Source organism: Chitinophaga sp. W2I13, assembly GCF_050434005.1.
Classification (GTDB): domain Bacteria; phylum Bacteroidota; class Bacteroidia; order Chitinophagales; family Chitinophagaceae; genus Chitinophaga.
This window is the reverse complement of the sequence record NZ_JBNPWD010000001.1, coordinates 236,136-261,838: the sequence shown is the minus strand read 5'-3', so window position 1 is coordinate 261,838 and position 25,703 is coordinate 236,136. Positions and strand designations below refer to the sequence as shown.

General features: G+C 44.4%; 22 protein-coding genes. 13 read left to right on the top strand and 9 right to left on the bottom strand.

The features are described 5' to 3' along the window. The first annotated feature begins 40 nt into the window (after nt 1-40). From QFZ48_RS01045 to QFZ48_RS01030, 4 genes are all read left to right on the top strand, one after another. Nucleotides 41-304, top strand: coding sequence for a hypothetical protein (locus tag QFZ48_RS01045; RefSeq protein WP_429046422.1), 264 nt, complete (start codon nt 41-43; stop codon nt 302-304). A gap of 23 nt (nt 305-327) precedes the next feature. After that, nucleotides 328-768 (top strand): YqgE/AlgH family protein, encoded by a 441-nt coding sequence (locus tag QFZ48_RS01040; protein WP_429046423.1) that lies wholly within the window; start codon nt 328-330, stop codon nt 766-768. 79 nt (nt 769-847) lie between these two features. Next, nucleotides 848-1,153, top strand: a complete 306-nt coding sequence (locus QFZ48_RS01035; RefSeq protein WP_429046424.1) for an HP0495 family protein — start codon at nt 848-850, stop codon at nt 1,151-1,153. A gap of 124 nt (nt 1,154-1,277) precedes the next feature. Beyond that, complete coding sequence (locus tag QFZ48_RS01030; protein ID WP_429060726.1) at nt 1,278-1,949, top strand: YceI family protein; 672 nt, start codon at nt 1,278-1,280, stop codon at nt 1,947-1,949. A gap of 80 nt (nt 1,950-2,029) precedes the next feature. On the opposite strand, the gene QFZ48_RS01025 is transcribed toward QFZ48_RS01030, so the two are convergent. Then, the gene (locus tag QFZ48_RS01025) at nt 2,030-2,887 is read right to left on the bottom strand and encodes a class I SAM-dependent methyltransferase (protein ID WP_429060724.1); all 858 of its coding nucleotides are present in this window, start codon (nt 2,885-2,887) and stop codon (nt 2,030-2,032) included. Between the two features lie 79 nt (nt 2,888-2,966). Continuing rightward, entirely contained in the window at nt 2,967-3,761 is a 795-nt protein-coding gene (locus QFZ48_RS01020; protein WP_429046429.1) for an AraC family transcriptional regulator, read from the bottom strand. 206 nt (nt 3,762-3,967) lie between these two features. Between QFZ48_RS01020 and QFZ48_RS01015 the strand changes: the two genes are divergently transcribed. The 6 genes from QFZ48_RS01015 (at nt 3,968) to QFZ48_RS00990 (ending at nt 8,469) form a co-directional block, all read left to right on the top strand. After that, nucleotides 3,968-5,596, top strand: a complete 1,629-nt coding sequence (locus tag QFZ48_RS01015) for an ArnT family glycosyltransferase (RefSeq protein ID WP_429060722.1) — start codon at nt 3,968-3,970, stop codon at nt 5,594-5,596. A gap of 103 nt (nt 5,597-5,699) precedes the next feature. Beyond that, a complete protein-coding gene (locus QFZ48_RS01010) occupies nt 5,700-6,023 on the top strand; it encodes an ArsR/SmtB family transcription factor (protein WP_370911757.1) in 324 nt (107 codons plus the stop codon). Nucleotides 6,024-6,030: 7 nt separating this feature from the next. Further along, entirely contained in the window at nt 6,031-6,498 is a 468-nt protein-coding gene (locus QFZ48_RS01005; protein ID WP_370911758.1) for an SRPBCC family protein, read from the top strand. A gap of 6 nt (nt 6,499-6,504) precedes the next feature. Next, nucleotides 6,505-6,885 carry a DoxX family protein gene (locus tag QFZ48_RS01000; RefSeq protein ID WP_429046435.1) on the top strand — a complete coding sequence of 127 codons (381 nt, stop codon included), beginning with the start codon at nt 6,505-6,507 and terminating at the stop codon, nt 6,883-6,885. Between the two features lie 11 nt (nt 6,886-6,896). Continuing rightward, nucleotides 6,897-7,475, top strand: a complete 579-nt coding sequence (locus QFZ48_RS00995) for a YdeI/OmpD-associated family protein (protein WP_370911760.1) — start codon at nt 6,897-6,899, stop codon at nt 7,473-7,475. A 97-nt stretch (nt 7,476-7,572) separates the two neighbouring features. Further along, nucleotides 7,573-8,469 (top strand): hypothetical protein, encoded by an 897-nt coding sequence (locus tag QFZ48_RS00990; protein WP_429046437.1) that lies wholly within the window; start codon nt 7,573-7,575, stop codon nt 8,467-8,469. Nucleotides 8,470-8,561: 92 nt separating this feature from the next. Here QFZ48_RS00990 and QFZ48_RS00985 read toward each other — a convergent pair whose 3' ends face one another. From QFZ48_RS00985 to QFZ48_RS00975, 3 genes are all read right to left on the bottom strand, one after another. Further along, a complete protein-coding gene (locus QFZ48_RS00985; RefSeq protein ID WP_429046438.1) occupies nt 8,562-9,026 on the bottom strand; it encodes a hypothetical protein in 465 nt (154 codons plus the stop codon). 104 nt (nt 9,027-9,130) lie between these two features. Next, entirely contained in the window at nt 9,131-10,261 is a 1,131-nt protein-coding gene (locus QFZ48_RS00980) for a M12 family metallopeptidase (protein ID WP_429046439.1), read from the bottom strand. Nucleotides 10,262-10,634: 373 nt separating this feature from the next. Further along, complete coding sequence (locus QFZ48_RS00975) at nt 10,635-10,877, bottom strand: LytTR family transcriptional regulator DNA-binding domain-containing protein (RefSeq protein ID WP_429046440.1); 243 nt, start codon at nt 10,875-10,877, stop codon at nt 10,635-10,637. 243 nt (nt 10,878-11,120) lie between these two features. Here QFZ48_RS00975 and QFZ48_RS00970 point away from each other — a divergent pair, with 243 nt between their 5' ends. Together QFZ48_RS00970 and QFZ48_RS00965 are read left to right on the top strand one after the other, a co-directional pair. Then, nucleotides 11,121-12,029, top strand: a complete 909-nt coding sequence (locus tag QFZ48_RS00970) for a helix-turn-helix domain-containing protein (protein WP_429060720.1) — start codon at nt 11,121-11,123, stop codon at nt 12,027-12,029. Between the two features lie 75 nt (nt 12,030-12,104). After that, on the top strand, nt 12,105-13,001 hold the full coding sequence (locus tag QFZ48_RS00965; RefSeq protein ID WP_429060718.1) for an alpha/beta hydrolase: 897 nt from the start codon (nt 12,105-12,107) through the stop codon (nt 12,999-13,001). 27 nt (nt 13,002-13,028) lie between these two features. Here the strand turns inward: QFZ48_RS00965 and QFZ48_RS00960 are convergent, their stop codons facing one another. Genes QFZ48_RS00960 through QFZ48_RS00945 form a run of 4 tightly spaced genes read right to left on the bottom strand, consistent with a single transcriptional unit; the run spans nt 13,029 to nt 21,200 of the window. Further along, the gene (locus tag QFZ48_RS00960) at nt 13,029-14,078 is read right to left on the bottom strand and encodes a glycoside hydrolase family 53 protein (protein ID WP_429046443.1); all 1,050 of its coding nucleotides are present in this window, start codon (nt 14,076-14,078) and stop codon (nt 13,029-13,031) included. Nucleotides 14,079-14,096: 18 nt separating this feature from the next. Beyond that, nucleotides 14,097-16,484, bottom strand: coding sequence for a glycoside hydrolase family 2 protein (locus QFZ48_RS00955; protein WP_429060716.1), 2,388 nt, complete (start codon nt 16,482-16,484; stop codon nt 14,097-14,099). A gap of 11 nt (nt 16,485-16,495) precedes the next feature. After that, complete coding sequence (locus tag QFZ48_RS00950) at nt 16,496-17,995, bottom strand: RagB/SusD family nutrient uptake outer membrane protein (RefSeq protein ID WP_429060714.1); 1,500 nt, start codon at nt 17,993-17,995, stop codon at nt 16,496-16,498. A 10-nt stretch (nt 17,996-18,005) separates the two neighbouring features. Next, entirely contained in the window at nt 18,006-21,200 is a 3,195-nt protein-coding gene (locus QFZ48_RS00945) for a SusC/RagA family TonB-linked outer membrane protein (protein WP_429060712.1), read from the bottom strand. A gap of 225 nt (nt 21,201-21,425) precedes the next feature. Between QFZ48_RS00945 and QFZ48_RS00940 the strand changes: the two genes are divergently transcribed. Then, nucleotides 21,426-25,580, top strand: coding sequence for a two-component regulator propeller domain-containing protein (locus tag QFZ48_RS00940; RefSeq protein WP_429060711.1), 4,155 nt, complete (start codon nt 21,426-21,428; stop codon nt 25,578-25,580). Nucleotides 25,581-25,703 lie beyond the last annotated feature (123 nt).

Below are 25,703 nucleotides of genomic sequence, written 5' to 3'. Positions count from 1 at the left end.
CATGTTTGACATTCGGCATATCTAACAAAAGTATATTGTTATGAAAAGAAAACTGGTTTTGTTCTGGCAGCGTTACGGCCCTCCTATAGAAGTTGCGGGGCTTATACTTTTAATTATCGGGAGTACGTATATGAAAAACTCCGTTACCTTTAAAAGCTTCGCGATCGCTTTCTGGATTGTGTGCCTGGTGCTTTATGTAATAGGGGAACCAACGTACCGGACAACCCGGTTCTGGCTGTTTCTTATACTTGGCTTAATTTTGGCCACCAGCCAGGTATTGCAGTTGATCGGCACATTTAATTAATTATTGGGGGAGATTTATAAATTATGAATGCAGGAATGTTTATCGCCAGCACATCGCTTTTGGAGGATACCTTTTTTGAAAAGGCCGTCCTGTTCATTACGGAATATAATGAGAACGGGGCGATGGGATTTGTGGTGAACCAGGAGTATCCCCGTAAGTTTAACGAGTTGGAGGAGTTCAGGTATAGTCCCCCGTTTCCGTTGTATGATGGCGGTCCGGTAGACCGGGAGCATCTTTACTTTATACACCGTTGTCCTGAGCTGATAGAAGAAGGTATACAGGTAGTGGATAACATCTATATGGGCGGGGATTTTAAGGCAGCGGTGATGCATATGAATAAGGGAACGATATCTGAGCAGGACATCCGGATATTCATCGGGTATTGCGGCTGGAATGCGCAGGAACTCGAAGGAGAAATAGCAGAAGGCAGTTGGGAGATACTGAAAGAAGGGAAGATGTTTTAGTGATGGACAGGGGGGATTTTTAAAAAAGAAGTTATTTTGCACGTTGATTTTGCAAAGTAAATTGATAAATAGTATTAATATGTCTACAGGTGAAAATGTAAATGCCAGCTTAGGCGGAGATCCGTATGAAAATTTTCGTTCATTGTTGCAGCAATCAATAGTATTCCCCAGTGAGTATACTTTTAAGTTTATCATTAAGGCGGACGAGGACAAGATAGCGGAGCTGAAGTCGATGTTTGCGGATGTAAGTGCAAAAATTACAGAGACCAATTCTTCCGGCGGGAAGTATAAATCCTTTACCGTGCAGGTGCCTGTTCAGAATGAGGAAGAAGTGATTTCGTATTATAAGGAGGTGTCAAAGATTGATTCGGTGATTATGCTGTAGGAGCTTTATCATGCAAAAAGTTATACAGGGATTGTTATAATATTGACATTTTTCGATATGTTGCATCATGATTAAGGCCGATTGCCTATATTCGGGAACTTATATATAATTCTAATTTAAATTTATGAAGCAAACAGTACCTGCCTTTGCCCTGCTGCTTACACTTGCAGCATGTGGTGGTGCTTCGACTGATCAGGCGAAGACCGAAGAAAAGAAAGAAGCAGCTGTGACCGGTGGCGCAGCTTATACCATTGACACTGCCACTACCACTGTACAGTGGCGTGCTACTCACAAAGGTGGCTTTGCGCCCCGTTTTGGTACCATCAAAGTAGCGGATGGCAGTCTTAACGTTGAAAACGGCGCTGTTACCGGCGGTAGTTTTGATGTAAACCTGACTACATTGGTTGCAGACCCGGCTTCTGTTACTGAACCGGACAAAAAAGCATCCGACCTGGAAGGGCACCTGAAAAGCCCCGATTTCTTCGATGTGGCAAAGTATCCTTCCGCCAAATTCGTTATCACGTCTGTAGCTCCTTTCGACAGCAGCAAGCAGAAAAGCCTGCTTCCTGGCGCTACCAATCTTATCAGCGGTAACCTGACCCTGAAAGACAGCACCCTGAACATCACTTTCCCTGCGCAAATCGTTGTTGCTGAAAGCGGTGTTACTGCTAATGCAAAGTTCGTGATCGACAGGTCTTCATGGGGTATTAACTACAAAACAGAAGGTAGCCCAGAAAACTGGATGATCAGCAAAGATGTTGAAATTGGTTTCAGCCTGAAGGCAGTAAAGAAATAATTTCTTTACCGGCTAAGGTCCTGATAACTTAATATCAAATGAAAACAGCCTGGCACATGATCGTGCCAGGCTGTTTTATTTCAGGTAGTCGCTACCAAAAATTCTTCTCCGCTTGACGGGTGGAAATTATCTGTTCTGCCGGTAAAGTAACGTTTGTCAAGATCGTCTGCCGATATTATCTCCAACGTTTTAAAACCAGCTTCACGTGCCAGCGTTCGCATTTCCTCCGGTGTAAAAAAACTGATGAAAGGAGTACCGGCCGCCTGGGCGCCTTTCTCTGCTATTTGTTGCAGGGGTTTATCTTCTTCCTTAAGAAGGTCAAATGGCAGGTAAAACGTCATGGCAATCCGGGAGCCGGGTGCAAGGGTGGCAAGCTGGCGCAGGGTAGCAACGATCGTGTCCCTGGTAAGATAAAGGCTAACGCCCGTGCAAGCCACCACCGCAGGTTGGCTGGTATCAAAGCCAGCACTTATCAATTGCTCCCACCAGGAGGAGGTTTCAAAATCAACGCCAACAAAATGCAGCCACTCCGGCATACCAAAGCCAAGTTCAGTTAACCGTTGTTGTTTCCAGGATTGGGTATCAGGCTGGTCAATTTCAAATACCTGTAATTGGGAAGCAATCTCCGGTCTGCGTTGTGCAAAAGTATCGAGTCCCGCACCCAGTATCACGTACTGCTGAATACCCTGTTCCTGCTGCGCTATCACCAGGTCTTCAATGAAGCGGGCACGGGCCACCATGGATGCCCGGAGGCGTTTAGTGAAATCCGGGCTCATGTCCGGCCGTTGCTGCCATCCATTATCGGGCGCTATTAGTTGAAGCCCGGTTTCATCTTCAATAATATGAGGCATCGGATCGATCTGAACGTGCAGGGCTCTCCATAAAGCTGTGCGTACCGCTGTATTGTCTGGTGCAGCCTTTCTTTTATCCTGTTCCATGTGTGATGGTTTGGGTGATCAATGTGACAAAATTAGCTGCTATGCCCCGGGTAAAATTGTAAAAAACCGACAGGCCCTTTTATGATTCCCATTCGGGAAATCCAGGCATCCGTTCAATGGATTTGCGCAGGTAAATGCCCGGGCTCACGCCGGCAAAAAGTTTGAAATCGCGGATAAAATGGGATTGGTCGAAGTAGCCAAGCGAATGTGCAATGCCTGTGAGTGAACAAAGATTGCCTTTCCGCAAAAGCGCTACCGAAGCCTGGAAGCGGCAGATACGGGCATAAAAAATTGGTGTAATGCCGATGTGGGTAAGAAAGAGACGTTCCAGCGAACGTTCTGATAAATTGAGGTCATGTAATACATGCGACAGCCTTTTCCCCTGTTGCAGTGCTGTTACGGCATAATCTACTTTTTTATTGCTGTTTTCGTAAAGGTGTGCCTGTTTTTCCAGGAAGTTAAAAAGACAAGCAGCCTGTTGTTGTGCAGAACTGCAATTAAGCAGTTGTTCGCTTAAAGCTGTTTTTGTAAGGTGACTGATGCAGGTATTTTGGTCGGTTAGTTCATTAGCATTCAAACCAAACACCGATTTAAGTGCTGCGGGGTGAAAGTTTATACCAACCGTGCGAAAACTACCACCGCCATGCAATTGGCCATATTTCCTTGCCTGCCCGAAAACAAACAATTGTGGCAGCTGTTCACCTTCAAAACCGGTAAACACTGCGGGGTTCTCCTGGAAAATAAGCCCCGGAGCACCATTGCACATGGCCGTGAAAGTTTTTTGTGATACATCGTCAGTTTGGTGCTCCAGGGTCCAGAAACATTGAACATAATTTTTCAGCGACGGAGGGGGAGCAATTACCTGGTAATTCATTTTTTATTTTCTAACACGCAGATACCGAAGATAACCCATTTCCCGGTTTCGGGAAGTCGGTGGGCTATTGTTAAATTTATATTTAAATGGCTGAGCATGATATATATGCAACAACAGACCTCTGATACATATACTTAAACAACATATTTATCTGTTATGGAAAATAAGCCTAATTTATATGAGGTTCAGGTATCTAAAGCTGTCAGATGATTATCAGATCAAGTAAACCAGCTCTTTGGAAAGGAGCTTTAATTCCGTTGGCATATTTTATATTGACTTTCTTTATTGCGCAACATCATACTTTGTTCGAGGAGTGGGATGGCGCCATGCAATACCTGGCTGGTGTGGACTTATTTGAGGGAAAAGGATATCGGGGTGTGAGTTCACATTTCTGGCCTCCTCTTTTTACGCTATTAACAGGCTTGTTCACCTGGATTTTTCAGGATGGTTTTGCGGCGGCGAAATTTATATCTGTGCTTTCCTCGTCTGTGCTGCTCTTGGTTATTTACCGTTTTGTGATGAAGTTTACCGGCAGCCAGGTGCCTGCCTTTTTAGCGCAATTACTTGTTGCCGCTAATCCCACCTATTTTCTTTACAGTATCCAGGCGCAAAACGTCATGCTGGATACCATGTTTTATGTAAGCGCTATTTGCTTTTTTTTCCAAGCACTGCAGTCAGCTTCTTATAAATATCTTTTTATAACAGGAATTATGGCCGGATTAGCGGGGTTGACACGGTATACCAGTTACGCGTTGCTGCCCTCCTTTATAATACTGCTATTTTTCTATTACCGGCCACGGGCCGCCTCTTCAAATGTGTTCACCTTGTTCGTGGGGTTTGCAATAGTTTCCCTGCCCTGGTGGATCATTAATACGCTTAACAGCGGCGGTCCTTTTAATAGCTGGCATTATCTGAACGTTGGTTATGGCTTGTCGTACCAGTCAGCTCCGGTTAATCCGAAATGGTGGTGGCATGACCAGGCATCCTACAATTCTGTCTGGCAAATTATGCGGCAATCACCATTAGATTATGGGAAACATTTTTTATATAATGTAATGGAGGTTTTCTCCACGCTCACTATAAAAACACTGTTATCGTTTATTGGGTGTATTATTTTATTTTTTATACAGTTTTTATCTACCCGGAAATGCAGGTCCTTTTTGGCGGATAATAAATTTTTCCTGGTGATTGCAACCTGCTTAATAATGTATACAGGCTTGATTTCACAGGCGTTTATCATAGACCGTTTGCTTTTAAGCTGGTTTGCCATAACCGGTATGGCTATAGCTGTGTTGTTGTATACAATAGGCATGTCTGATCCGGGGTGGATAAAATTAAAACCGCTTGTTGCCGGCGCACTGCTCTTCTTTTTATTGATAAACGTAATAGTGACTATCAGGAAAATGGATATTTACCTGGATGACAAAAACGATAGTGGACAGCTGGCGGACATGGAAAAAATAACACAGCTTTTAAAAGCGCAGGATCCTGATTTATCCCAAAAAACGATCATGGCCATACATCCGGCCAGCGCATATTATCTCGGATGCCGGTTTGTGATGATACCACTCTATTACGATAGCAATAATATCAATGATTGGATCGCATACGGTCATCTTGCCCCCAAGGTCATTAACTATGTTCCCCGCTTTCCGGGAGACCTGGATATCACAAAATCCCCTGTGAATTACCTTATTTTTAACCGGCTTAGCAGCACATATCTTCCCCAGTTTTCCTTTTTGCTGGATGAACATACAGATAAGATTCCTGCTAATTTCGAACGCCTGTTACTGACAAAGGACGTGGCGCTTTACAGGATCACGGGGATCAGGTAATCATCTTCAAATCAATGATTCGTTAAGACAGCCAACCGCCGGTGAAAAATAAATTTGTGTAGTTAAATAACTACATGTACATTTGTAGTCAAATAGCTACACAATGAATTTACGACGAGATGTATTTCAGGCCATAGCGGACCCGACAAGACGGGCTATATTGCTGTTGGTAGCTTCACAGGGCATGACAGCAGGGGCAATAGCCGCTAACTTTGACACCGCCAGACCAACAGTTTCCAAACACCTGCAAATACTCACGGAATGCGAACTACTGGAACAGAAACAAAACGGCAGGGAAATTTATTACCACATCAACGCAAAAAAAATGAAAGCAGTAGCAGACTTTATTGAACCATTCCGCCAAATGTGGGATGACAGATTTAATAAATTAGAATCCATTATGAAAAAGTACAAACCAAAAAAATAGCAGCCTTATGGAACGAAAAACAAAAATCAATGCCGAAGACGGCAAACAGGAATTAGTGATAACGAGGGAATTTGATTTGCCGGTGGAATTACTTTTTACGGCATACACAGAACCCGAAATTGTGGAGCAATGGATGGGAACCAAAGTGCTGAAACTTGAAAACAGGAAGCACGGCGGCTGGCAGTTTGAAACCAGCGATGCTAAAGGCAACGTGGTATTTAAAGCCAATGGAACCGTTCATGAGTTTATTCCGAACCAGAAAATTACCCGGACTTTTGAAATGGAGAATGCACCTTTTGCCGCCCAGCTCGAGTTCCTGGAATTTGAACCACTTACAGCCGATACCAGCAAACTCAATATGCATATTGTATATAAATCAGTTGAACTCAGGGACCAGATGATGCAAATGGGTTTTGCTCCCGGCCTGAATATGGCACATAACCGGTTACAAAGCATCGTAGGCAAATTAAAATAACACATCATGTCAAAGAGAAATAAAATTATTTATTGGATTGCTACGCTCTGGCTTGCATTAGGAATGGTATCAACCGGATTAGTACAGTTATTTAAAGAACAGGATGAAACAGATTTTACGGCGCATCTGGGCTATCCCACTTATTTTCTGACCATACTGGGCATTTGGAAATTGTTGGGAGCCATAGCAGTACTGATTCCTAAATTTCCTTTGGTAAAGGAATGGGCGTATGCAGGCTTTTTCTTTGTCATGTCGGGAGCCGCACTTTCACATATGGCAACTGGTACCATGAACAATATTTTTCCTTCGTTGTTATTGCTGGCGTTGACAATTACATCCTGGTACTTCAGGCCTGCAGACAGGAAAACTATTTCAGTTAATCAATAAAACAAGATAATATGAATCCCAAGGTTGATTTCTATTTTAGTAAAGCTGACAAGTGGAAGAAAGAAATAGAGAAATTGAGAACGATTGTTCTCGACTGTCACCTGAATGAAGAATTGAAATGGGGGTGTCCCTGTTACATGTTTGAAAAGAGTAACATCGTTTTAATACATGTTTTTAAAGAGTACTGTGCGCTTTTGTTTTTTAAAGGAGCCCTGTTAAAGGACCCTAAAGGAATCCTGATCCAGCAAACAGAAAATGTGCAGGCGGCGCGCCAGGTCCGCTTTACCAGTCTCCAGGAAATAGTGAAGCTGGCGCCTACCCTGAAAGCATATATTTATGAGGCGGTTGAACTGGAAGAAGCTGGTGCGAAAGTGGCGCTTAAAAAGACGAAAGAATACGCCATCCCCGAAGAATTTCAGCAGCAGTTAGATAAAAAGCCGGCCTTGAAAAAAGCTTTTTATGAATTAACACCGGGGCGGCAAAGAGGCTACCTGCTTTATTTTTCTGCTCCCAAACAATCTAAAACCCGAGAGTCGAGGGTGGAGAAATATATGTCGCAGATTCTCGACGGGAAGGGATTGGATGATTAAGGGATTTTCATCTGATGTTATTGCATTATTCTGAAGAAGCATGTATCTTTAGCTGGTATGAAAACACTATTTGCATCTGTTATATAATCCCAATAACATGACCAGCTTAAAACCCTTATGGTCGGGTGTTACTATCTGTATTATGGCGCTGCTGAGTCAATTTCCGGCAAATGCGCAATTCCGTCAGTTTTCGGTATCCGGTGGCGGTGCATTTAACACGAATGATTTCGACTGGTCGATTGCAGGTAATCCGCAGGGACAATCCCCCAACGTTTTATCAGAATTGCACTTTAATGGTATCACGTCCCTGGGCTTTTACCTGGATGGCGCCTACCGCCCGTTGAAATGCCTCCGGTTCAACGCATACTATCAAAGAAATGGTGTAGTTAGCGGCAGTGGTGTGGATACCGACTATAAGGGTGATAACCGCACAGATCCTACCTTTCAGCAATCTTTTTCCAGCGACAGGGGCTACCTGGAGATATTCAGGGCAGGCGCCATGGCTACCTTTCTGCAACGTGCCAATTTCAGTTTGGGAGCTGGGGTATCCTATAAAAATACCCGGCAAAACTTTGTTATACTTAGTCCTGAATTAACGGACCTGCAGAGTAGTTATACAGCAAAGTGGCGTGGACCTGAGTGTTCTCTGGAGGGTAATTACAAGATCAACCGCTCTTTATCAGTGGGCGCTGATATCGCTTATACCTGGATCAGTTACCGGGGAGAGGCGAACTGGAACCTGATCGATCTGTTCATGCATCCGTTAAGCTTTGCGCAAACGTCGAAGGGACATGGTATGGACTATGGTTTGAATGTCAGATATGCTGTTAACAGCTTTCTCGCCTTTTCACTTAACGGCATGCTGGGGAATGCGAGGATTTCGGAAGGAACTGATATCTCTTATTTGAGTAACGGCACGCAGATTTCCACACAGTTTAATGGCTCCGCGAATAATTATTACGGCGCCAGGTTGGGCGCTATCATTCAGTTCTGATGGGTTGCCTGTTTGATGAACCAGGCACAAACAAATAAGACCAGTTTTAATAACCGGCATTTATAAATATCCTGAACAATACAGGGAACGTCCTATTTTTCCAACCGGTATTTTATTGTAATCGCTGGTGACACAGCCGTGTTGATTACGACTAATGAAGTATCCGGTGAATAGGTAACTTTTCCTTTCAGATCTGTTCTTTGCCGGCCATCTCCATCCAGAAAATAGATGCTGTCTGCAGTTAGCTTGAGTGCAAATACCGAATCTTTCTGGATAGTATATACAAAATTCGCTTTGATATTTGTCCGGAGACCATAGGCCGCGAAACTGGTGCTTTGCAGCGTGTTTTCTCTTGCCAGCCAGGAAAATATGTTGCCGTTCCCGATCTTTGTCCAGCTTCCTTCCTGCTGCGTCTTGATAGAGTCTTCCCGCCAATCGAATTTAGCGCCATAGGTAAAAGGATCTATCTGTAAATCACCATCGTTATCATCCTTCCCGCAGGACTGTAATAACAGCAGCGCTACAATTGGGTACAAAAAAATGAAAAAGGATTTCATCTGTGGATATTTTATCTATTTTGAAAAGTAAATTACATTTTTATCTTTTAAAACCAGGAAGAAGCCTGTCATTTTTTAACAGGCTTCTTCCTGGTGTCCTTACATTAAGGACAGGTAAATTTTCCTAAATCATTGTTCAGTGTACAACAATTAGGAGGGTATGGATTACCGTTGTTCAAAGCCGCCTGCAGGTCAAGTCTTTCACTCGGCGTCATGATGGTGTTATCTGACTTATACACTGTTGGCGCCAATTCAGCATACACATCTGATCTTGCTATATACGGAATGTAGAAATAATTTATCCAGGATCTGTCGCTGTTGGAAAGAAAGCTGCCCTGGTAAATATAACTGCCATCTGTTTTAGTGTACATTGGTAAACTGGTGTTATGTACTATGGATGTACTGCTTGTCAGCGAGCTGTATCCCATTACAGAAGTGTAATCGTATGTACCTGTCTGATAGTAATTGGTGGAGGGGATATTAAATTGTGCGAGCCCGGAAGAGGTAAGGTTAGACGTATTAACGGTAACAAACGAATTCCTGTCGAGGCGCGTATGCTCATGTCTTAAACCCAGCGCATGGCAGATTTCATGGATGATCACACTGTTGTCCCATGAATCAAAGGCGAAATCAGCGAGGTTGATGCGTTGTACCCCGCCTGTTCTTCCGAGATTTGATTCGCTGACATCAGCACCATCTGTGGACCAGAACTCGATGTTGGGGTAAGTAAATCCATAAGTGGGGTCAACCAGCGGCTCACAGGTAGCGTTGTAGAACCTTACATTGGTATTGGATTCCATTTCAAGCAGTGCTGAACGGACTTTCTGTTTCTCCGCCAGGGTTAAATTTGACCCGTATATAATCCTCACCATGGCCCATAAATTATAGGCAGTAGGGTATATACTGAATGCTCTGGGGATGGTGCGGCCCTGGGCGGTGTTTTGAAAGGGCACATTATACACCGGGTGCGCATTTTTTTCGGCGCCTACATAGTCTGGTTTCTTGGGCAGTAGCTGGCCATAGAGATCCAGGTTTTTGTATTGTTCCTTAGTGAGACGGATATCTCCTTCCCAAAAATAATCAGCTCCTTTTTTTTCGACCATCGCACCGGATTTTAAAGTGATCGGGCCATCTTTCTGGTTATCTGATTGATTGGATTGGTTATCCTTGCTACAGGACAGGAAAAACAATACGGCTAACAACGGGAATGCTTTCAAATAGTGGTTACGTTTCATGGGTAATGTTTATTGGTTGAAGGAATACTTTGGGTTACATATTATCAGACTATAGCAAAAATGAGAATAGGTTAAACAAATGTGATACCTGAGGGTAAGCATCACGATTATAATACTATCTAAAATAAAGAATAATTTTAATTCCCCGGGAATTTATTTTTCAAATTTTTAATTCGTAGTCCTGATAATGTGGGGGGTATGCCCGGGGCATTTTTATATATTTCTGATAATCAGTTATTTTTTTTGTTGTAATTTTTCAAGTGCCCGGTTTGAATAATTGTAATATTGACAGTACTAATTTATCAAGCGGGTAAATTTATACCGGTGCGGCAAATTCCCTGGGAGATGTTTACCATTTATCTGTTAGCCCGATCTATTTCTTATACCTGAACTTTTTGAGCAGCTCTTCTTTTTTTCGCCGCGATACTGTTACATACACACCATTTTCCAGTTCTATCTGCCCGCCTTCTCCCCGGATATAGCGTTTGATGTACTGCAGATTGATAATATGCGAGTGATGGGTACGGAAGAATAAATCTGGCAGTACCTGGAGCTTTTCTTCTGCCGTCACTCCTTCGCTTTTGAGCTTGAAGGGGGGAGGCATTATTGATGGCATCGTACAGGGCTTTACCGGAAAGTCCGCCGGGATCGGGGGAGCCTCTTCACCGACCTGTGTACCATTAAAATTCCGAGATAAGCGGGAATGGCAGAAGCCCCGTTTAGCAGATGGAGGAAGTGGGTGAGCCGGCGGGGAGTTAAAGGGGCTGGACTAACTCCTGCCAGATGGGTTCCTGCCTGGTTAAAAGCGGGATAACAAAACAAATTTGACCGGTTTATAGAAATAATTTAATATTAGTGTATGTATCTTACCAGTGTGCCCGATCATATGGAGCCAGGATTTGATGAGGCATTGTATTTCAGCAAATTCCAAAAGCATAACATTATTATTAATGCGGAGAGCAATGGGAGTCATTGTGACGATCATGCCGGGTGTCTTTCTATCAAAACAATACTCAGTGGCGAGGAATGGTATGGGATTGATCGTCACAGCTTGGTGATAAGGCCAGGGCAGTTCCTGGTTTTAAATGATGATCAGCGTTATTCGTGTCGTACCAGCCGGGGCGAAAAAGTGAGAGGGTTGTCGGTGTTTTTTAAAAAGGAATTTGCGTCGGCTGTGTTTAGTGATATGCTTAACAGCGAAGGAGCGCTGTTGGATAATTCTTCTTATAATAACAGTACAATACCTGAATTTTTCCAGACCCTTAATAATATCTCCCCTGATTTACAGGCGCAGTTATCCCGGCTTGCAACTACTATTGAAAGCAGGGGATATGATGCAACTATGGTAGATGAACACCTGGTTTTTCTGTTGCGGCACCTGATTGGGGTTTACAAATCTGACGTGGTTCGCGGAGCTGGTATCCGGGCGGTTAAGGCAACTACCAGGATTGAAATTTACAAACGGCTATGCATAGCCAGGGATATCCTGCATTCTTCTTATACCGAACATCTTGATCTGTCAAAGATAAGTAGCCTGGCCTGCTTATCCATGCCTCAACTAATCAGGCAGTTCAAAGCGGCTTTTCATTGTACGCCGTATCAATACCTCATACGCATCAGGCTCAGGCATGCTGCTCAATTGTTGCAAGACACGGATAAGCCTGTGCAGGAAATTACCTGGATATGCGGTTTTGAAAATACGAGTGCTTTTTGCCGGGCTTTCAAATCTGTTTATGGCATCCAACCGGTGCTCTTCAGGAAAAAATAAAATTGAGCATTTTTGCACATCATATCTTGCAGCGTAGGCGTAATATTGAGTATCCATGCATTTTATGTTTACAAAATGAAGAGAATTATATCAGTATTGGCTTTTTTGTCATTTTTACAGTTGGCGCATGCGCAGGAAACAATGATACCGCTGTATGAAAAAAATATTCCGAATTCCAGGAGCATACCCCCGGATTATATAGAAGAAAAGGATACTTCAGGTTTGATAAGAAAAGTAACACAACCTGCCCTGATACCTTTTTTTCCGAAGAAGGGAACTGCAACCGGCACGGCTATACTTATTTTTCCCGGAGGCGGTTATTTTGTTTTGGCGCCAGCCACCTGTTATGAAATGGCCAGGGCGCTCAATGAAGCAGGTATCACCGCTTTTGTAGTAAAATACCGTTTGCCGCATGATACCATCATGATTGATAAAACAATTGGTCCGTTACAGGATGCCCAGGCAGCCATTCAGCTGGTACGCAAAAGAGCTGCAGAGTGGGGCATCAATCCCCACAAGGTAGGCGCAATGGGCCTTTCGGCAGGTGGTCACCTGGTATCAACAGCGGGTACGCAGTTGAACAGGGTGGTGATTGAAAATAGAGAGCGGATCAATCTCCGGGCAGATTTTATGGCGCTATTGTATCCTGTAACGATCTATGATCCTGCTATTCCCAGAACCCGCGAAAACCTGATTGGTAAAAATCCATCTGCTGCATTGCTGGATCTTTATAGTACCGATAAGCAGGTCACGGAAAATACGCCACCGACTTTTTTGGTGCATGCGGCTGATGACGATGTGATACCGGTTAAAAATACCCTCCTGTTTTTTAACGCTTTACTGAAAGCGAATGTAAAGGCGGAAATGCATATCCTGCAATCTGGTGGTCATGGTTTTGGTTTAACAGATCTTCACAGCAAGGATAACTGGTTTAATTTATTTAAAAGCTGGCTGGCAGAAAATGGATTTTAGTGGGTCAGCCGCAGTATGCCTACTGTATCAGTGCTCCAGGAAGGCATCCATCGCCTTCGTGGGTTTCCCGTCATCTCCCCAGGCACTTAATCCATAATGGCTCCAGCTTTTTGCTCCCTGCGGCTCCCAATAAATTACACCTAAACCCTTTCCATCCGGCACGGCCTTTACCTTTTTCTGTACGGCAACCAGCATATCATAGGTGTTCTGCGCTTTCGTGTCTTCTCCGCCCACTTCTACTACCATCACCTCCTTTCCGTACCTGGCGGCCATCTCTTTCAGGTTATTGCCCAGGTCATCAATAGAAAGGGTATAATCGGGTTTGCCGGTAAGCCAGTAGGGATAGTATGACAGCCCGATTACATCATATTTTGCACCATGGGTCCTGGCGCTGTCGAACCACGTAACAAAGCGTGTTCGGTTATTACCCTGATCCACATGAAGAATCACTTTAGACGCAGGGCTCACCGCTTTAATGGCATCATAGCCTTTGTTGATCAATTGCGCCAGTTGATGCCAGTTTGAAGTGCTTCCTTCAGGATAGATCATACCTCCGGCTGTTTCATTGCCCACCTGCACCCATTCAGGGGTGATGCCGCTGTTCTTCAAAGCAGACATTACATCGAAAGTATAATCATATACATCTTTCAGCAGCTGCGGGAAGTCGTGGCCTTCCCAGGCCGCCGGTTTTTTTTGCTTACCCGGATCTGCCCAGCTATCGCTGTAATGAAAATCTATCATTATCCGCATCTGCCATTTCTTTGCCCGTAGGGCCATTGCCACCGTTTCTTCTTTGCTGCAATGACCGCTGGCTTTATCGTTAGATGGATTTACCCATGTTCTTAACCTGATCGTATTGATACCGTGATCTTTCAGGATCTGGAAACAATCCTGCTCCACGCCATTATCATTATAAAATTTGAACCCCGAGGCTTCCATCTGCGGTAGCCAGCTGATATCAGCTCCTTTTGCAAATTCGTTGCGGGATGGGCCAACGGATGTTTTTGAGGTGGTACATCCTGTCGATAGTATAACCGCGAGCAGTATAAAGAAGATAGTGATTATTGATATTTTCATCTGGCTGAAATTTAAGTGTTATTTGATGGTCACTTTTATCGTTCCTTCTTTCAGATTTTCCGAAGAGGCAGTAACAACAACTTTTCCGGTAAGATCTCCTGCTTTCAGCAAGATAGTGGCAATGCCTGCTTCCGCCTTTACCGGGTTGCTGCCAATTAATACTGCATTACCAGTAACCGTGAATTGAATGACATTTTTTGCATCGGGCACCAGTACGCCATTTTCATCCGTAATACGCGCGTAAAGGAAAACGATATCCGATTGGCCGGATTGAAGCGGCTTCCCGGTCGTATCAACATCCATACTGATGCTGCTGGCTTTTGCCGGCGTTCTTTGTGTAGTGCTGATCGCTTCTTTTCCGTTGTTGTATCCGATCGCTGTTAATGTTCCGGGTTCAAATTTGTTTACCAGGAAGGTGAACGGCGGATGGGGCAATTTTCCCGAGAAGGAGTTCTGATCGGGCTTTTGACGCGCTATCAGCTTCCCGTTCAGCAAAAGAGCCGCTTCATCGCAGTTACTGAAAACCCTGACTGTTGTTACGGAGGGATTATTCCAATAGCTGGCAATAAAGATCATCGGCTTGCCAAAATCGCTGTTCGTGTTTTCCGGTGTCCGGTACTGGCTTTGATAAAAATAATAAGAGAATTTCGGTAAACGGAAGATATCGGAGATCCCGGACGATTCTATGTCCGGCGCGTATCCGCGTTTGTAGTCGAACAAAAGCCAGTTAGCATCGCCTACGGCTGTTCCGGCAAGATTGTCGTTATGGGCTTCCTGGAAATTGAGTGCCTGTTGCAGCAATGCCTTTTCACCAGCTTCCCGCAGTTGCCGGGAAGTTCTTTCTCCTTCTTTCAGATCTTTATATTCTTTTTGATTAAACCCCGCATTTTGTGCATAGTATTCCCAATCGCCATACTCAGCAATCAGTATTGGCTTCCGGGTGTATTTTTTCCAGTAGTCCGGCGCCCTGGCATGTTGCCTTGCAGGAATAAACACATCGTACACATCGTCCATCCATCCGCAGGTATACACGTCTGTGAAAGGCAGTTCCTTATGTACAATATCGTGGGACTGCTGCATGTACTCCATACTCATATTGGTTTCATTCAGGGACGCTTCCCATAGAATGATGGAGGCATGGTTTCTGTCGCGGTGAATGAGATCCCTGATATTCTGATAGCTGTTTTGCTGAAATTCCTCATTACCAAAAAATTGCCAGCCGGGAATTGAGTTCATCACCAGTATTCCTAATCTGTCACAGGCATCTAAAAAAGCGGGGGAAGGAGGGTAGTGGGAGCAACGCACAAAATTAAATCCGGCTGCCCTGATTTTATAGGCATCGCGGAATTGCGCATTATCCGGAAGTGCATAGCCAATATAAGGATACTCCTGGTGGCGGTTAGTGCCACGAAGGAAAAATGGCTGCCCGTTCAAGGTAAAACTACCTGCTTCAAACCGGAAGGTTTTAACACCGGTACTGATTTGCTCTTCGTCCACAACTTTGCCCTGCTGCAATACCTGCACAGTAAGCTGGTATAGCGAAGGATGTTCTGGTGACCATAGCGCGGGATTTTTGATAGCCACCTGCCCGTTAAAAGAAACATATCCTTTACTGATTACATTTTTTACACCAGATAAAACGCGACCAACTTCCACTCCTTTTTCATCTGTTAAAATTAAATTCACCTGTGCATTTTGTGGCCGGCGGTAATCGTTCCGCAATTCTGTTTTTATCATTAATGTTGCCCGGCTGTTGCTAACGTTTTCGTAATGCAACATCACGCCGCCGCCGGATTCCCTGTTCGCTTCCACCGCATCGGCAATGTGCAGTTTATCTTTGATGATCAGCCAGGCATTGCGGTAAATGCCGCCATAGTAATTAAAATCAAGGTCTTTAATTGATTTTCCCGGCGGAATAGCGGGATTGTTTTGATTATTTAATTTAACGACTACGATATTCTCTCCATCAAACCTGACGTTATCAGAAATATCAATATAGATAGGAAGATATCCTCCTGCATGGCGATATACATGCGTTCCATTCAGATAAATATCTGCTTCGTGCATGGCTGCATCAAATTGCAATGCGATGTGTTTTCCCCTGACGGCAGCAGCCACCCGGAAGTTTTTCCGGTAATAACAGGTGCCCTGCCATTGCTCCTCTTTCTTCTCCACAGGTTCAATCCGTGGTGTATGGGGCAGTGAAACTTTCTCCCATAAAATTTTATGACCAGTATTACCGGAAAGGGATGCAGCTATTTCCATACTATCCACATTCTTCACAAACTCCCATTTTCCGTTGAAATTAATTTTATTCGCAGGGTGTGTGTTTTGTGCTTGTAAACTGTTAATAATAATTAGTAAGATGAAAAGAAAGATGAACCGGTTTTGCATAAATGTAGTCATGGGTTAGATGGTTATTGCGGATACCCGTCGTTTTGTTTAATGATTCCCTTTCCTTCGATGATCACCGCAGATGGGATGGGAAATAACACCTGGTATGGCCTGGCGTTTGTTTTTCCTCTTGCCAGGGCGTTAGTTATCAGGGAGCCGTTTCGTACCAGGTCCTGGCGTCTCACGCCTTCGCCATAGAGTTCCCTGCCACGTTCATCCAGCAAGGCGGTACGCATACCTGCCTGTGTTAAGCCTGTAAAATTGGGAACGCCTGCCCTGGCCCGCACCTGGTTTACATATTGGTATGCTTCGCCTGGTCCTCTTTGTTCATTGATGGCTTCGGCTATGGCCAGCAGTACTTCTGCATATCTGAACACTACCACATCAATGGCATAACCAGGTCCGTCGCCCTGGATGCTGGTATATTTCAGCGGAATGGCTCCTCTTAATCCATTACTTTTGTTGGCTTCCGTACCATCGCTTTTAGTATAGTGGTCTATGATCGTTGTTTTCCTGGTGTCGTTGGTTTCATATTTATTGTAAAAGCTCCAGGGCATATAATATCCTCCCCAGCCCGGGGCTCTCTGGATGCTTCCTGCCTGTTTGAAGTCGCCGGGAAGTACTTCCTGGATCCAGTAGTTAGGAGAGGCATCATTGGTAGGCACAGCATAAATGAGTTCCTTGCCTGCTTTCTTTTTGAATATATCTGCATAATTATCTTCCAGCGAATAATTCATGGTCATTATTTCTTTGGCGGTTGCTTCCGCCTTGTTCCATTCTTTATTGTGCATATATAATTTCAGCAGCAGCATGCGTGCAACGCCTTTGGAAACCCTTCCCCAGTTGGTGGCATCACTGTTGTATTTGTCGGACAGGTCGGGCAGGGCGGCAGTCAGATCCGCTTCAATCTGAGCGGAATAAGTTGTGGCGTCCGGCCTGGGTGTGATGGTATTATCTGCCAGTGTTGCCGGATCAGTTTTGGCATTTACAGGGCCGTAAAAATCATATAGCACATACATCAGCCAGGCTCTCAGCACTTTTGCTTCTGCGATATATTTTCTTTTAATGCCTGCGTCAAGCGTTGATTTTTCTATATTATTAATTACGTCGGTAGCTTTGGCTACGTACCTGATCTTGGGATAGGTGGGATCGTTGGCATCCACCCAGGTGGAGGGTCCGAAGGTAAAGTTGGTTAAATTGGCATCCCAATCGGTTTGTAATTCATCTGTTGTCATCAGGCTGCGGATGAAGTAAGATTTGATATCAGCGTTATACAGCGCACCATACCAGCTGCCGGCGCCGGGATCAGCGTTGCCCCAGTTGGAGGTGAAGGGATTGTAAAGCGTAATGAGCGCAACATTCGCATCTCCTTCTGTTTGAAAGAAATTTTCCGGCGCCAGCTGGGAATAGATGTCTGATTCCAGCATTTTTTTACACCCGGAGAGCGGTAAAAGTATGATCAGGCCTATCAGTGCCAGTTGATGCAGCGAAAGTTTGCAGCAGTTTGAAATGAATATTTTCATGATGTGGATATTAAAAGGTCAGGTTTACGCCAAAAGTGGCAGATAATGCTTGCGGATAAGGATTCACTTCTGTAACCTCGGGATCATATCCCTTGTACTTGGTGAGTACCGCAATATTCTGCATGTCGAAGAACAACCGGGCATTCCGTATAAACCGGGTGGACCGGGTAAGGTTATCAGGCAGCTTGTAACCTAATGTGATATTCCTTAACCGAAGGAAATTCACCTTTTGCAGGTAGAAATCATTTGTGGTGGTGGGATTATTGCCACTGTAGGGATTACTGGCATAACCGGGATATATCCCGTTGGTATTGTCAGCAGACCAAACTCCTTTGATACCGGTAAGTGTATTGTGTGCGTTGCTGCCGTTTATTTGTGCGGGATCATAAAACCCCGAATAGCTGTTGAAAAGATATCCTCCGAAGTTGCCGTAAACAAATACATTCAGGTCAAAATTTTTATAGGAAAAAGTGTTACCCAGTCCGATAGAAAATTTCGGATCCCTGTTGCCGAGTTTCACCACGTCATTGATATCCAGGTTACCATCGTTGTTTACATCTGTATACCTGATATTTCCTGGCCGTGCATTGGGCATATAGACAGGAGCATCAGCGGCGCTTTTGATAATACCATCCGTTTTCCAGCCGTATATTTCGCGGATCGGATCTTTGGCGCCGATGAAAGGAGAAAGCGCAATAACAGGATTTCTTTCTATCCAGTAATTTTTATATTGGGAGATATTAAAAGAAGTATTCCATTTAAATGCACCGGTAGTATTACGGGAGTTCAACGATAGCTCGATGCCGTCGCTGCGGGTGGATCCTACATTTGCCGCCACCTGGCTTACGGCATTGTTGGATGGCAGCGGGTTGTAATCCAGCAGATCCTTTGCTTCCTTCCGGAACACGTCGAGCGCTCCTGTAAGCCGGTCGTTGAAAAATCCAAAATCAAGACCGAGATTGATTGTTTTGTCTGTTTCCCAGGTGAGATCGGGATTGGCAATCTGTGTAATGGCAATGCCTGTGTAATAAGTGGAGCCTATTAAAAATGGGGAGCCCGTTCCATACAGTGATAAGGCATTGGTGCCAAGGATGCTTTCATTACCGGAGGTACCATATCCCGCGCGAAGCTTGAGGTTGGAAATAAAGCCCGGGTTTTTGAGGAAAGGCTCTTCACTGATGCGCCATGCGGCTGAAAGTCCGGGGAAGAAACCGAATTTATGATTGTCGGCAAAGTAGCTGGATCCGTCGTTACGCCCTGTTAAAGTAAGAATATACTTATTATCGTAACTGTAATTTACCCGGAAGAACTGGGAAACTTTGATGCGGTCAGGCGCCCTGAAAGAGTTCTGGAAACTCTTTTCTTTATTGCTGGCAACGCCTACATTATTAAAACTAAAAGCATCTGTGAAAAAACCTACTGCCTGGAGACCAAAGTTATCTGACATACTTTTGTAGTATCCGGCTCCTGCCACTACCGCGAGATCGCTTTTCTTAAATGACTTGTTGAAAGTTAAATAAGATTCTGCGGTATAGTTACCAATATTATTAGTGGCCAGTTGCGCCATTCCTTCTGGCAATTGCGCGTTCTGAGCTTTTCGTGGCAGGTAAAATTTCAGATCGGAGCTTTGTTTATCGATACCTGCTACTGCAGTCAGTTTTAAATTATCCAGGATCTTTATTTCCAGGGTTGGGGCAGCCAACAGCCGTTTGAGGCTGGTCTGGTTCCGGATAATGGAAAATGCAGCGGGATTGGTAATGAGGCGGTCGTAGCTTTTGGTATAATTTCCCGATTCATCATAAATACCAATATTAGGCGCAAAAGTGTAGGCGGCTTGCAGTTGGTTGTATTTTTCGGGGCCTCCTGCATTAGATCCTGTTGCTGCATTGTCGCTGTTAACCTGGCTTAGCGTTAAATTCAGGTTGAATTTTACCCGGCTGCTGATTTGCTGTTCGAGGTTTACCCTCCCGGTGTACCGCTTGTAGCGGGAGTTTTCCAGCAGCGCTTTATTATCATACAGGTTAAAAGAGGCGTATACCTTCGTTTTTTCGGTACCGCCGGACACGGAAATATTATGTTCATTAATACTGCCCTGTCTCATTAACAGGTCCAGCCAGTCTGTGCCTGCGCCGGCTTTGCTGATGTCTGCATCCGAAAACATGGGATTGAATGCCGGAACGGAGGAGGGGTCTGTGTTGCCATAAGGGGCCAGGTTGTTATCATATAAATACTTATCCCGGGCCAAACGGACCTGTTGTTGCATAAAGTTACCCGCGTCTAAAAAATCGAGGTAGGGTTTGGGCGACTGTATCGTGTAGCTGCCCCGGTATTCCGTTATCGCCTGTCCGGCTTTTGCCTTTTTGGTGGTAATAAGTATAACGCCATTGGCAGCAGCAGAACCATAAATGGCCGTAGCGCTGGCATCTTTCAATACGTCTACGGATTCAATATCTGAAGGGTTGATGCTGCTTAACGGGTCCTGGTCCACTCCGCCGTAAAAACCAAGATCGCCATCGGCGATGGAAGGAACGGGCGAGGCGTTATTTAATATAGGCACTCCGTCGATTACATACAACGGGGCGTTGCTACCTCTCGGAGAAATGGCGCCCCGGATGTTCACAGAAAGGCCGCCGCCCGGCTGGGCGCTCCGCACACTTAAATTAAGGCCGGCTGCTTGCCCCTGCAACAGGTTATTAATAGAAGTGTTGGCCACCTGTGGCAGGTCTTTAGTTTTTATAGATACCACTGATCCTGTAATATCCTTTTTGCTGGTGGTTCCGTAACCTACCACTACTACTTCGCCTAATGCGGTGGCGGGGTTTTCCAGGGCAATACGAAGGGTATTCCTGTTATTTACCGGCACTTCCATAGTGGTATAACCAATATAGCTGATAACCAGCGTTCCGTTTTCCGGTGCATTTAAAGAAAAGTTCCCGTTGGCATCTGTTACCGCCCCAACGCTGCTTCCCTTCACTTTTACTGAAACGCCGGGCAGGGCATCTCCGTTGGCTTTGTCTGTGATCTTTCCCTTTACCGGGATGTCGGCTTTTATCCGGTAGGTGATCCGGATGTTGTTACCGCTGTAAGCAGCCATCGCAGGCATGGATGAAACGATGGCGAAGGCTAAGGGCGCCGCGGTCTGGCAAAATAGTCTTACATAACTAACCCTCCACGCGGAACGATGCGTTTGTCGTAGTTTATTCATATGCTGGGAATTTATAAAGTGACTCTAAGCTTCAAGTCGTACATAATTAGCTGGGAAGCAATTTATTGCAATTCGCTTCCGGAGGCTTGTTCAAATCATCTAACATTTGTTTCAATCTGTCTTTTGTTAATATCAGCAGGTATTCAGGAGGGGGAGGCAGCTATATTTCCCGATTTTATCTAAATTGGTTGATGATTCGTTTAAGGATTTTTTAAAAAGCGCCTGGTGTCTCTAAAAAAATATATCTCCCATTTTTTATTATTCCACGTGGCTGCCATGACACTTTCATTGGTTCCGCTGTTTTCTTTTGCGCAACAACCAAGACTCTCCTTCAAACATATTACCCAGGAGGAAGGGCTTTCAAACAGCACCATTGAAACAATATTCCAGGATAGCCGGGGATTTATATGGTTTGGTACGCGCGACGGATTAAACCGGTACGACGGCTATGAAATGGTGGTATACCGGAACGACCGCAGTGATGCCAGCAGCATCAGCGACAGCTATATCCGTTATATATGTGAAGACAGTGACCACAAACTGTGGGTGGCTACGAATAATGGGTTAAATCTTTTTGATCCGGTTAAAAATACCTTCAGGAGATTTACCCATCGTGCCCAGGAGGCCGGCGGCCTCAGTAACAATATGGTGAACTGTGTATTGGAACAACGCGACGGCGTGATCCTGGTAGCCACTACCGAAGGGCTTAACCTGTATAACCGGGCTTCAAATACCTTCAGTCATATTTTACATTCCGGCCAGCCGGGTAGCATCAGCGATAACCGGGTCAATTATCTTTACCGGGATAAAAAAGATAATATATGGATTGGTACTGATAATGGGTTGAACCGGTTCAATCCGGAGAACAAAACATTTGAAATTTTCTATCCATCCGGAAGCAGGGACGGCAACGCAGGCGAAAATACTGTGAAGGTTATCCAGGAAGATACTGCCGGAAATCTTTGGCTGGGTACACAGGACAAGGGACTTTATCTTTTTGATCCCTCCCGGAAAACCTTTAAGGGATACCGGCACAGTGAAACAAACAGCCTGAGTTTGTCGAACGACCAGATAAAAATAATACTGAGCACTCCCACCGGGAATCTATGGGTAGGCAGCATTAATGGGGGACTGGATCTGTTCAACCCGGCCAATGGCTCTTTTTATCATTACCAGAATGAACCCGATAATCCGAACAGCTTGTCGCAACGAACCGTTTCCGCGCTTTTTGAAGACAACCAGGGCAATTTATGGGTGGGTACCCATCGGGGCGGTGTTAACCTGTACACCCCCGGTACGGATAAGTTCAAATTATACCGGCAGGAAAACAACGCTTCTTCTTTAAGTTATAATGATGTAAAAGCATTTTATGAAGACAAAGAAGGTTATATATGGATAGGTACCGATGGCGGTGGCTTAAACCGGTTTAACCCCCGGACAAATACGTTTACCCGTTACCGGTATAATCCGTATATGCCGGCAAGCATAGGTTCTGATGCCGTCTTACATATTACGGAAGATAGCAAAGGGAATTTATGGGTGGGCACCTGGGGCGGCGGCTTAAACCTGCTGGACCGGAAAAGCGGCACCTTCAGGAGGTATGTAAATGATCCGGACAACAGGCAATCCATCAGTTCTAACTATGTGCAAAAAACATTTGAGGACAGCAATGGCAATTTATGGGTCGCCACTTATTACGGCGGATTGAATTTATTTGACCGGGCCACCGGGAAATTCCGCAGGATAACAACAGCTCCCGGAGGAAAAAATAGCTTATCCGGCAATAATATTGTATCCATCGATGAAGACATTCACCATAATATCTGGATTGGTACGGACGATGGCGGATTGAACTGCTATCATATTAAAAACCGGAAATTTACCTGTTATTTTAAAAGTGAGGAAAAGGTGCCCGACCTTCGGGTGATATTCAATGACAGCAAAGGACGGTTATGGATAGGGCAGGCGGGGTTATATCTTTTTGATGAGAAGAATGACACCTTTAAAATTTTTACCGGTAAGGCTGGTCTTTCGCGGGAGTTTATCAAAGGAATAACGGAAGATAATAAAGGTAATTTCTGGATTTCCACATCTAACGGACTGTTGAAGTTTAACCCGGAAACGGGTCAACATAAAAGATATAATATAGGAGATAACCTGCAGGGCGGCGAATTTGAGGCGAATGCTTACCTGAAAGCCAGTGACAACAAAATGTATTTCGGTGGTATTAATGGATTTAATTCATTCTATCCTGATAGTATCAAAGTAAATACATTCGTTCCCAAAGTATACATTACCGGTTTCCAGATATCCAACAGAAAGGTGGCCGCCGGGCAGAAAGGCACTCCGCTGCTAAATGACATCACCGCCACCCGGGAGATTACCCTTTCTTATAAGCAGTCGGATTTTTCCTTCAGTTTTGCTGCGTTAAATTATACCGCCGCACAGAATAACCAGTACGCCTACAAGCTCGAAGGACTGGATAACGACTGGAACCTGGTAGGCACTGAAAGGAAAGCATCTTATACCAATTTGGATCCGGGTGAGTATACTTTCAGGGTGAAAGCCTCCAACAATGATGGCAAGTGGAACGAAGCAGGTACCGCGATAACGATTATTATCACTCCTCCATTCTGGAAAACATGGTGGTTTTTACTCCTGCTGGGATGCCTGGTGATGTACCTCGTTTATTTTGCCCTGAAACAGCGGCGAAAGTTTGAACTCAATAAATTAGAAGAGAAAAAGAAGGAAGAAATGCACCAGGTGCAGCTGCAGCTTTTCACCAACATCTCCCATGAGCTGCGTACACCTTTATCATTGATCCTGGGGCCTGTAGAGAAATTAAGACAAAGCCATTCCCATCCCGAATTTTCCCATTACTATCGTTCCATACATAGAAATGCGCTTCGTATGATAGGCCTGATAAATGAACTGATGGACTTTAGAAAAGTGGAAGCGGGCGTGCTGAAATTAAAAGTTTCTCCGCATAACCTGAGTGGATTTGTACAAACCGTGGCAGAAGAATTTGAAGACCTGGCGCTGCAGAAGCAGATTGAATTTACTTTTCCAACTACAGATACGCATTTAACTCCCTGGTTTGATAAACAAATATTGGAAAAGATTATTTTAAACCTGCTGAACAACTCCTTTAAGTATACAGAAGAACGGGGGAAGATAACGATCGATATATTTACCTCCCTCAGCGGATTTCAACCTTCCTTCAGCAATGAGCTGATCCTCAAAAATGAGTTCCGGGCAAAAGATTACTTCTATATAAGGGTAAAGGATAACGGCATTGGTATCTCAAAAGAATCTATCAAACATCTTTTTGAAAGATATTACCGCATCACGCAATCACATCTCGGATCGGGTGTTGGATTGGCTTTTGTAAAAAGTTTAACCACTCTCCATAAAGGAGATGTGTATGTATATAGTGAACGGAACCAGGGAACAGAAATTATCATAGCGTTGCCATCAGCAGCAGAAAATTATTCCAGCGGGGAGAAGACAGAGGGGAATGTGCCGGAAGGCGTAATTGCCCTGGAAAGCGTTCAGCAAAAATTCGAACCACAGTTATTGCTGGACGACCGCCCCGAGCACTTACCTGTACCAGCCTTGCAAGGCGAACATATTTTATTGGTAGAAGATAATAATGAATTAAGGAAGTTCCTGAAAGATTCACTGCACCCATTTTATAAGGTATCTGAAGCTATTGACGGCGCTTCAGGCCTTGAGCTGGCAAAGGAGATATTTCCTTCATTGATTATAAGTGATGTAATGATGCCCCGTCTGAACGGGATTGAATTTTGTAAATTGATAAAGGAAGATGTTGAAACCAGCCATATTCCGTTTATCATGCTTACTGCCAAAGATGCGATCGAATCTAGAATAGAAGGCGTTGGCTCCGGGGCGGATTTTTATTTTTCAAAGCCGGTTAGTATCGACCTGTTACTACTTACTGTCCGTAATATTTTTGTTCAGAAGCAGAAGCTGAAAGAACGCTATATACAGGATTATCATATAGAAGCAAAAGAACTGGTACATTCTACCCAGGACAAGGAGTTTATGGATAAGCTGCTTGGTATTATTGAATCCCAGATGATCAATCCCGAGTTTGATGTAGACGTTCTATGCGCTGAAATAGGCATGAGCAGGACAAAACTTTATGAGAAAATAAAGCACATTACGAGTCAGAATATTGTGGAATTTATACGGACTACCCGCTTGAGAAGGGCCGTTTATATTATGACACACGAGGATGTACCGCTCTCGGACGTAATGTACCGCGTGGGTATTCAAACACAGTCGTATTTTACGAAGGCATTTAAGAAGGAATTCGGGAAAACGCCTACCCAGTTTTTGCAGGAGATTAAGAAGTAGTGTTTGCACCAGACCGGTCGCATCAGTGGTGGATCCAGGAAAGCATCTGACGTAAAATTCCTTCCTCAAAAGAAATCAATACGCGGTAAATTCTCTACATCTCTTTTTCATCTTCTTTTCATC

Excerpts from the sequence above, each read along its gene's own strand:
- QFZ48_RS01045 (WP_429046422.1), top strand. The coding sequence starts at position 41 with ATGAAAAGAAAACTGGTTTTGTTCTGGCAGCGTTACGGCCCTCCTATA.
- QFZ48_RS01040 (WP_429046423.1), top strand. The coding sequence starts at position 328 with ATGAATGCAGGAATGTTTATCGCCAGCACATCGCTTTTGGAGGATACC.
- QFZ48_RS01035 (WP_429046424.1), top strand. The coding sequence starts at position 848 with ATGTCTACAGGTGAAAATGTAAATGCCAGCTTAGGCGGAGATCCGTAT.
- QFZ48_RS01030 (WP_429060726.1), top strand. The coding sequence starts at position 1,278 with ATGAAGCAAACAGTACCTGCCTTTGCCCTGCTGCTTACACTTGCAGCA.
- QFZ48_RS01025 (WP_429060724.1), bottom strand. The coding sequence starts at position 2,887 with ATGGAACAGGATAAAAGAAAGGCTGCACCAGACAATACAGCGGTACGC.
- QFZ48_RS01020 (WP_429046429.1), bottom strand. The coding sequence starts at position 3,761 with ATGAATTACCAGGTAATTGCTCCCCCTCCGTCGCTGAAAAATTATGTT.
- QFZ48_RS01015 (WP_429060722.1), top strand. The coding sequence starts at position 3,968 with ATGATTATCAGATCAAGTAAACCAGCTCTTTGGAAAGGAGCTTTAATT.
- QFZ48_RS01010 (WP_370911757.1), top strand. The coding sequence starts at position 5,700 with ATGAATTTACGACGAGATGTATTTCAGGCCATAGCGGACCCGACAAGA.
- QFZ48_RS01005 (WP_370911758.1), top strand. The coding sequence starts at position 6,031 with ATGGAACGAAAAACAAAAATCAATGCCGAAGACGGCAAACAGGAATTA.
- QFZ48_RS01000 (WP_429046435.1), top strand. The coding sequence starts at position 6,505 with ATGTCAAAGAGAAATAAAATTATTTATTGGATTGCTACGCTCTGGCTT.
- QFZ48_RS00995 (WP_370911760.1), top strand. The coding sequence starts at position 6,897 with ATGAATCCCAAGGTTGATTTCTATTTTAGTAAAGCTGACAAGTGGAAG.
- QFZ48_RS00990 (WP_429046437.1), top strand. The coding sequence starts at position 7,573 with ATGACCAGCTTAAAACCCTTATGGTCGGGTGTTACTATCTGTATTATG.
- QFZ48_RS00985 (WP_429046438.1), bottom strand. The coding sequence starts at position 9,026 with ATGAAATCCTTTTTCATTTTTTTGTACCCAATTGTAGCGCTGCTGTTA.
- QFZ48_RS00980 (WP_429046439.1), bottom strand. The coding sequence starts at position 10,261 with ATGAAACGTAACCACTATTTGAAAGCATTCCCGTTGTTAGCCGTATTG.
- QFZ48_RS00975 (WP_429046440.1), bottom strand. The coding sequence starts at position 10,877 with ATGCCATCAATAATGCCTCCCCCCTTCAAGCTCAAAAGCGAAGGAGTG.
- QFZ48_RS00970 (WP_429060720.1), top strand. The coding sequence starts at position 11,121 with ATGTATCTTACCAGTGTGCCCGATCATATGGAGCCAGGATTTGATGAG.
- QFZ48_RS00965 (WP_429060718.1), top strand. The coding sequence starts at position 12,105 with ATGAAGAGAATTATATCAGTATTGGCTTTTTTGTCATTTTTACAGTTG.
- QFZ48_RS00960 (WP_429046443.1), bottom strand. The coding sequence starts at position 14,078 with ATGAAAATATCAATAATCACTATCTTCTTTATACTGCTCGCGGTTATA.
- QFZ48_RS00955 (WP_429060716.1), bottom strand. The coding sequence starts at position 16,484 with ATGACTACATTTATGCAAAACCGGTTCATCTTTCTTTTCATCTTACTA.
- QFZ48_RS00950 (WP_429060714.1), bottom strand. The coding sequence starts at position 17,995 with ATGAAAATATTCATTTCAAACTGCTGCAAACTTTCGCTGCATCAACTG.
- QFZ48_RS00945 (WP_429060712.1), bottom strand. The coding sequence starts at position 21,200 with ATGAATAAACTACGACAAACGCATCGTTCCGCGTGGAGGGTTAGTTAT.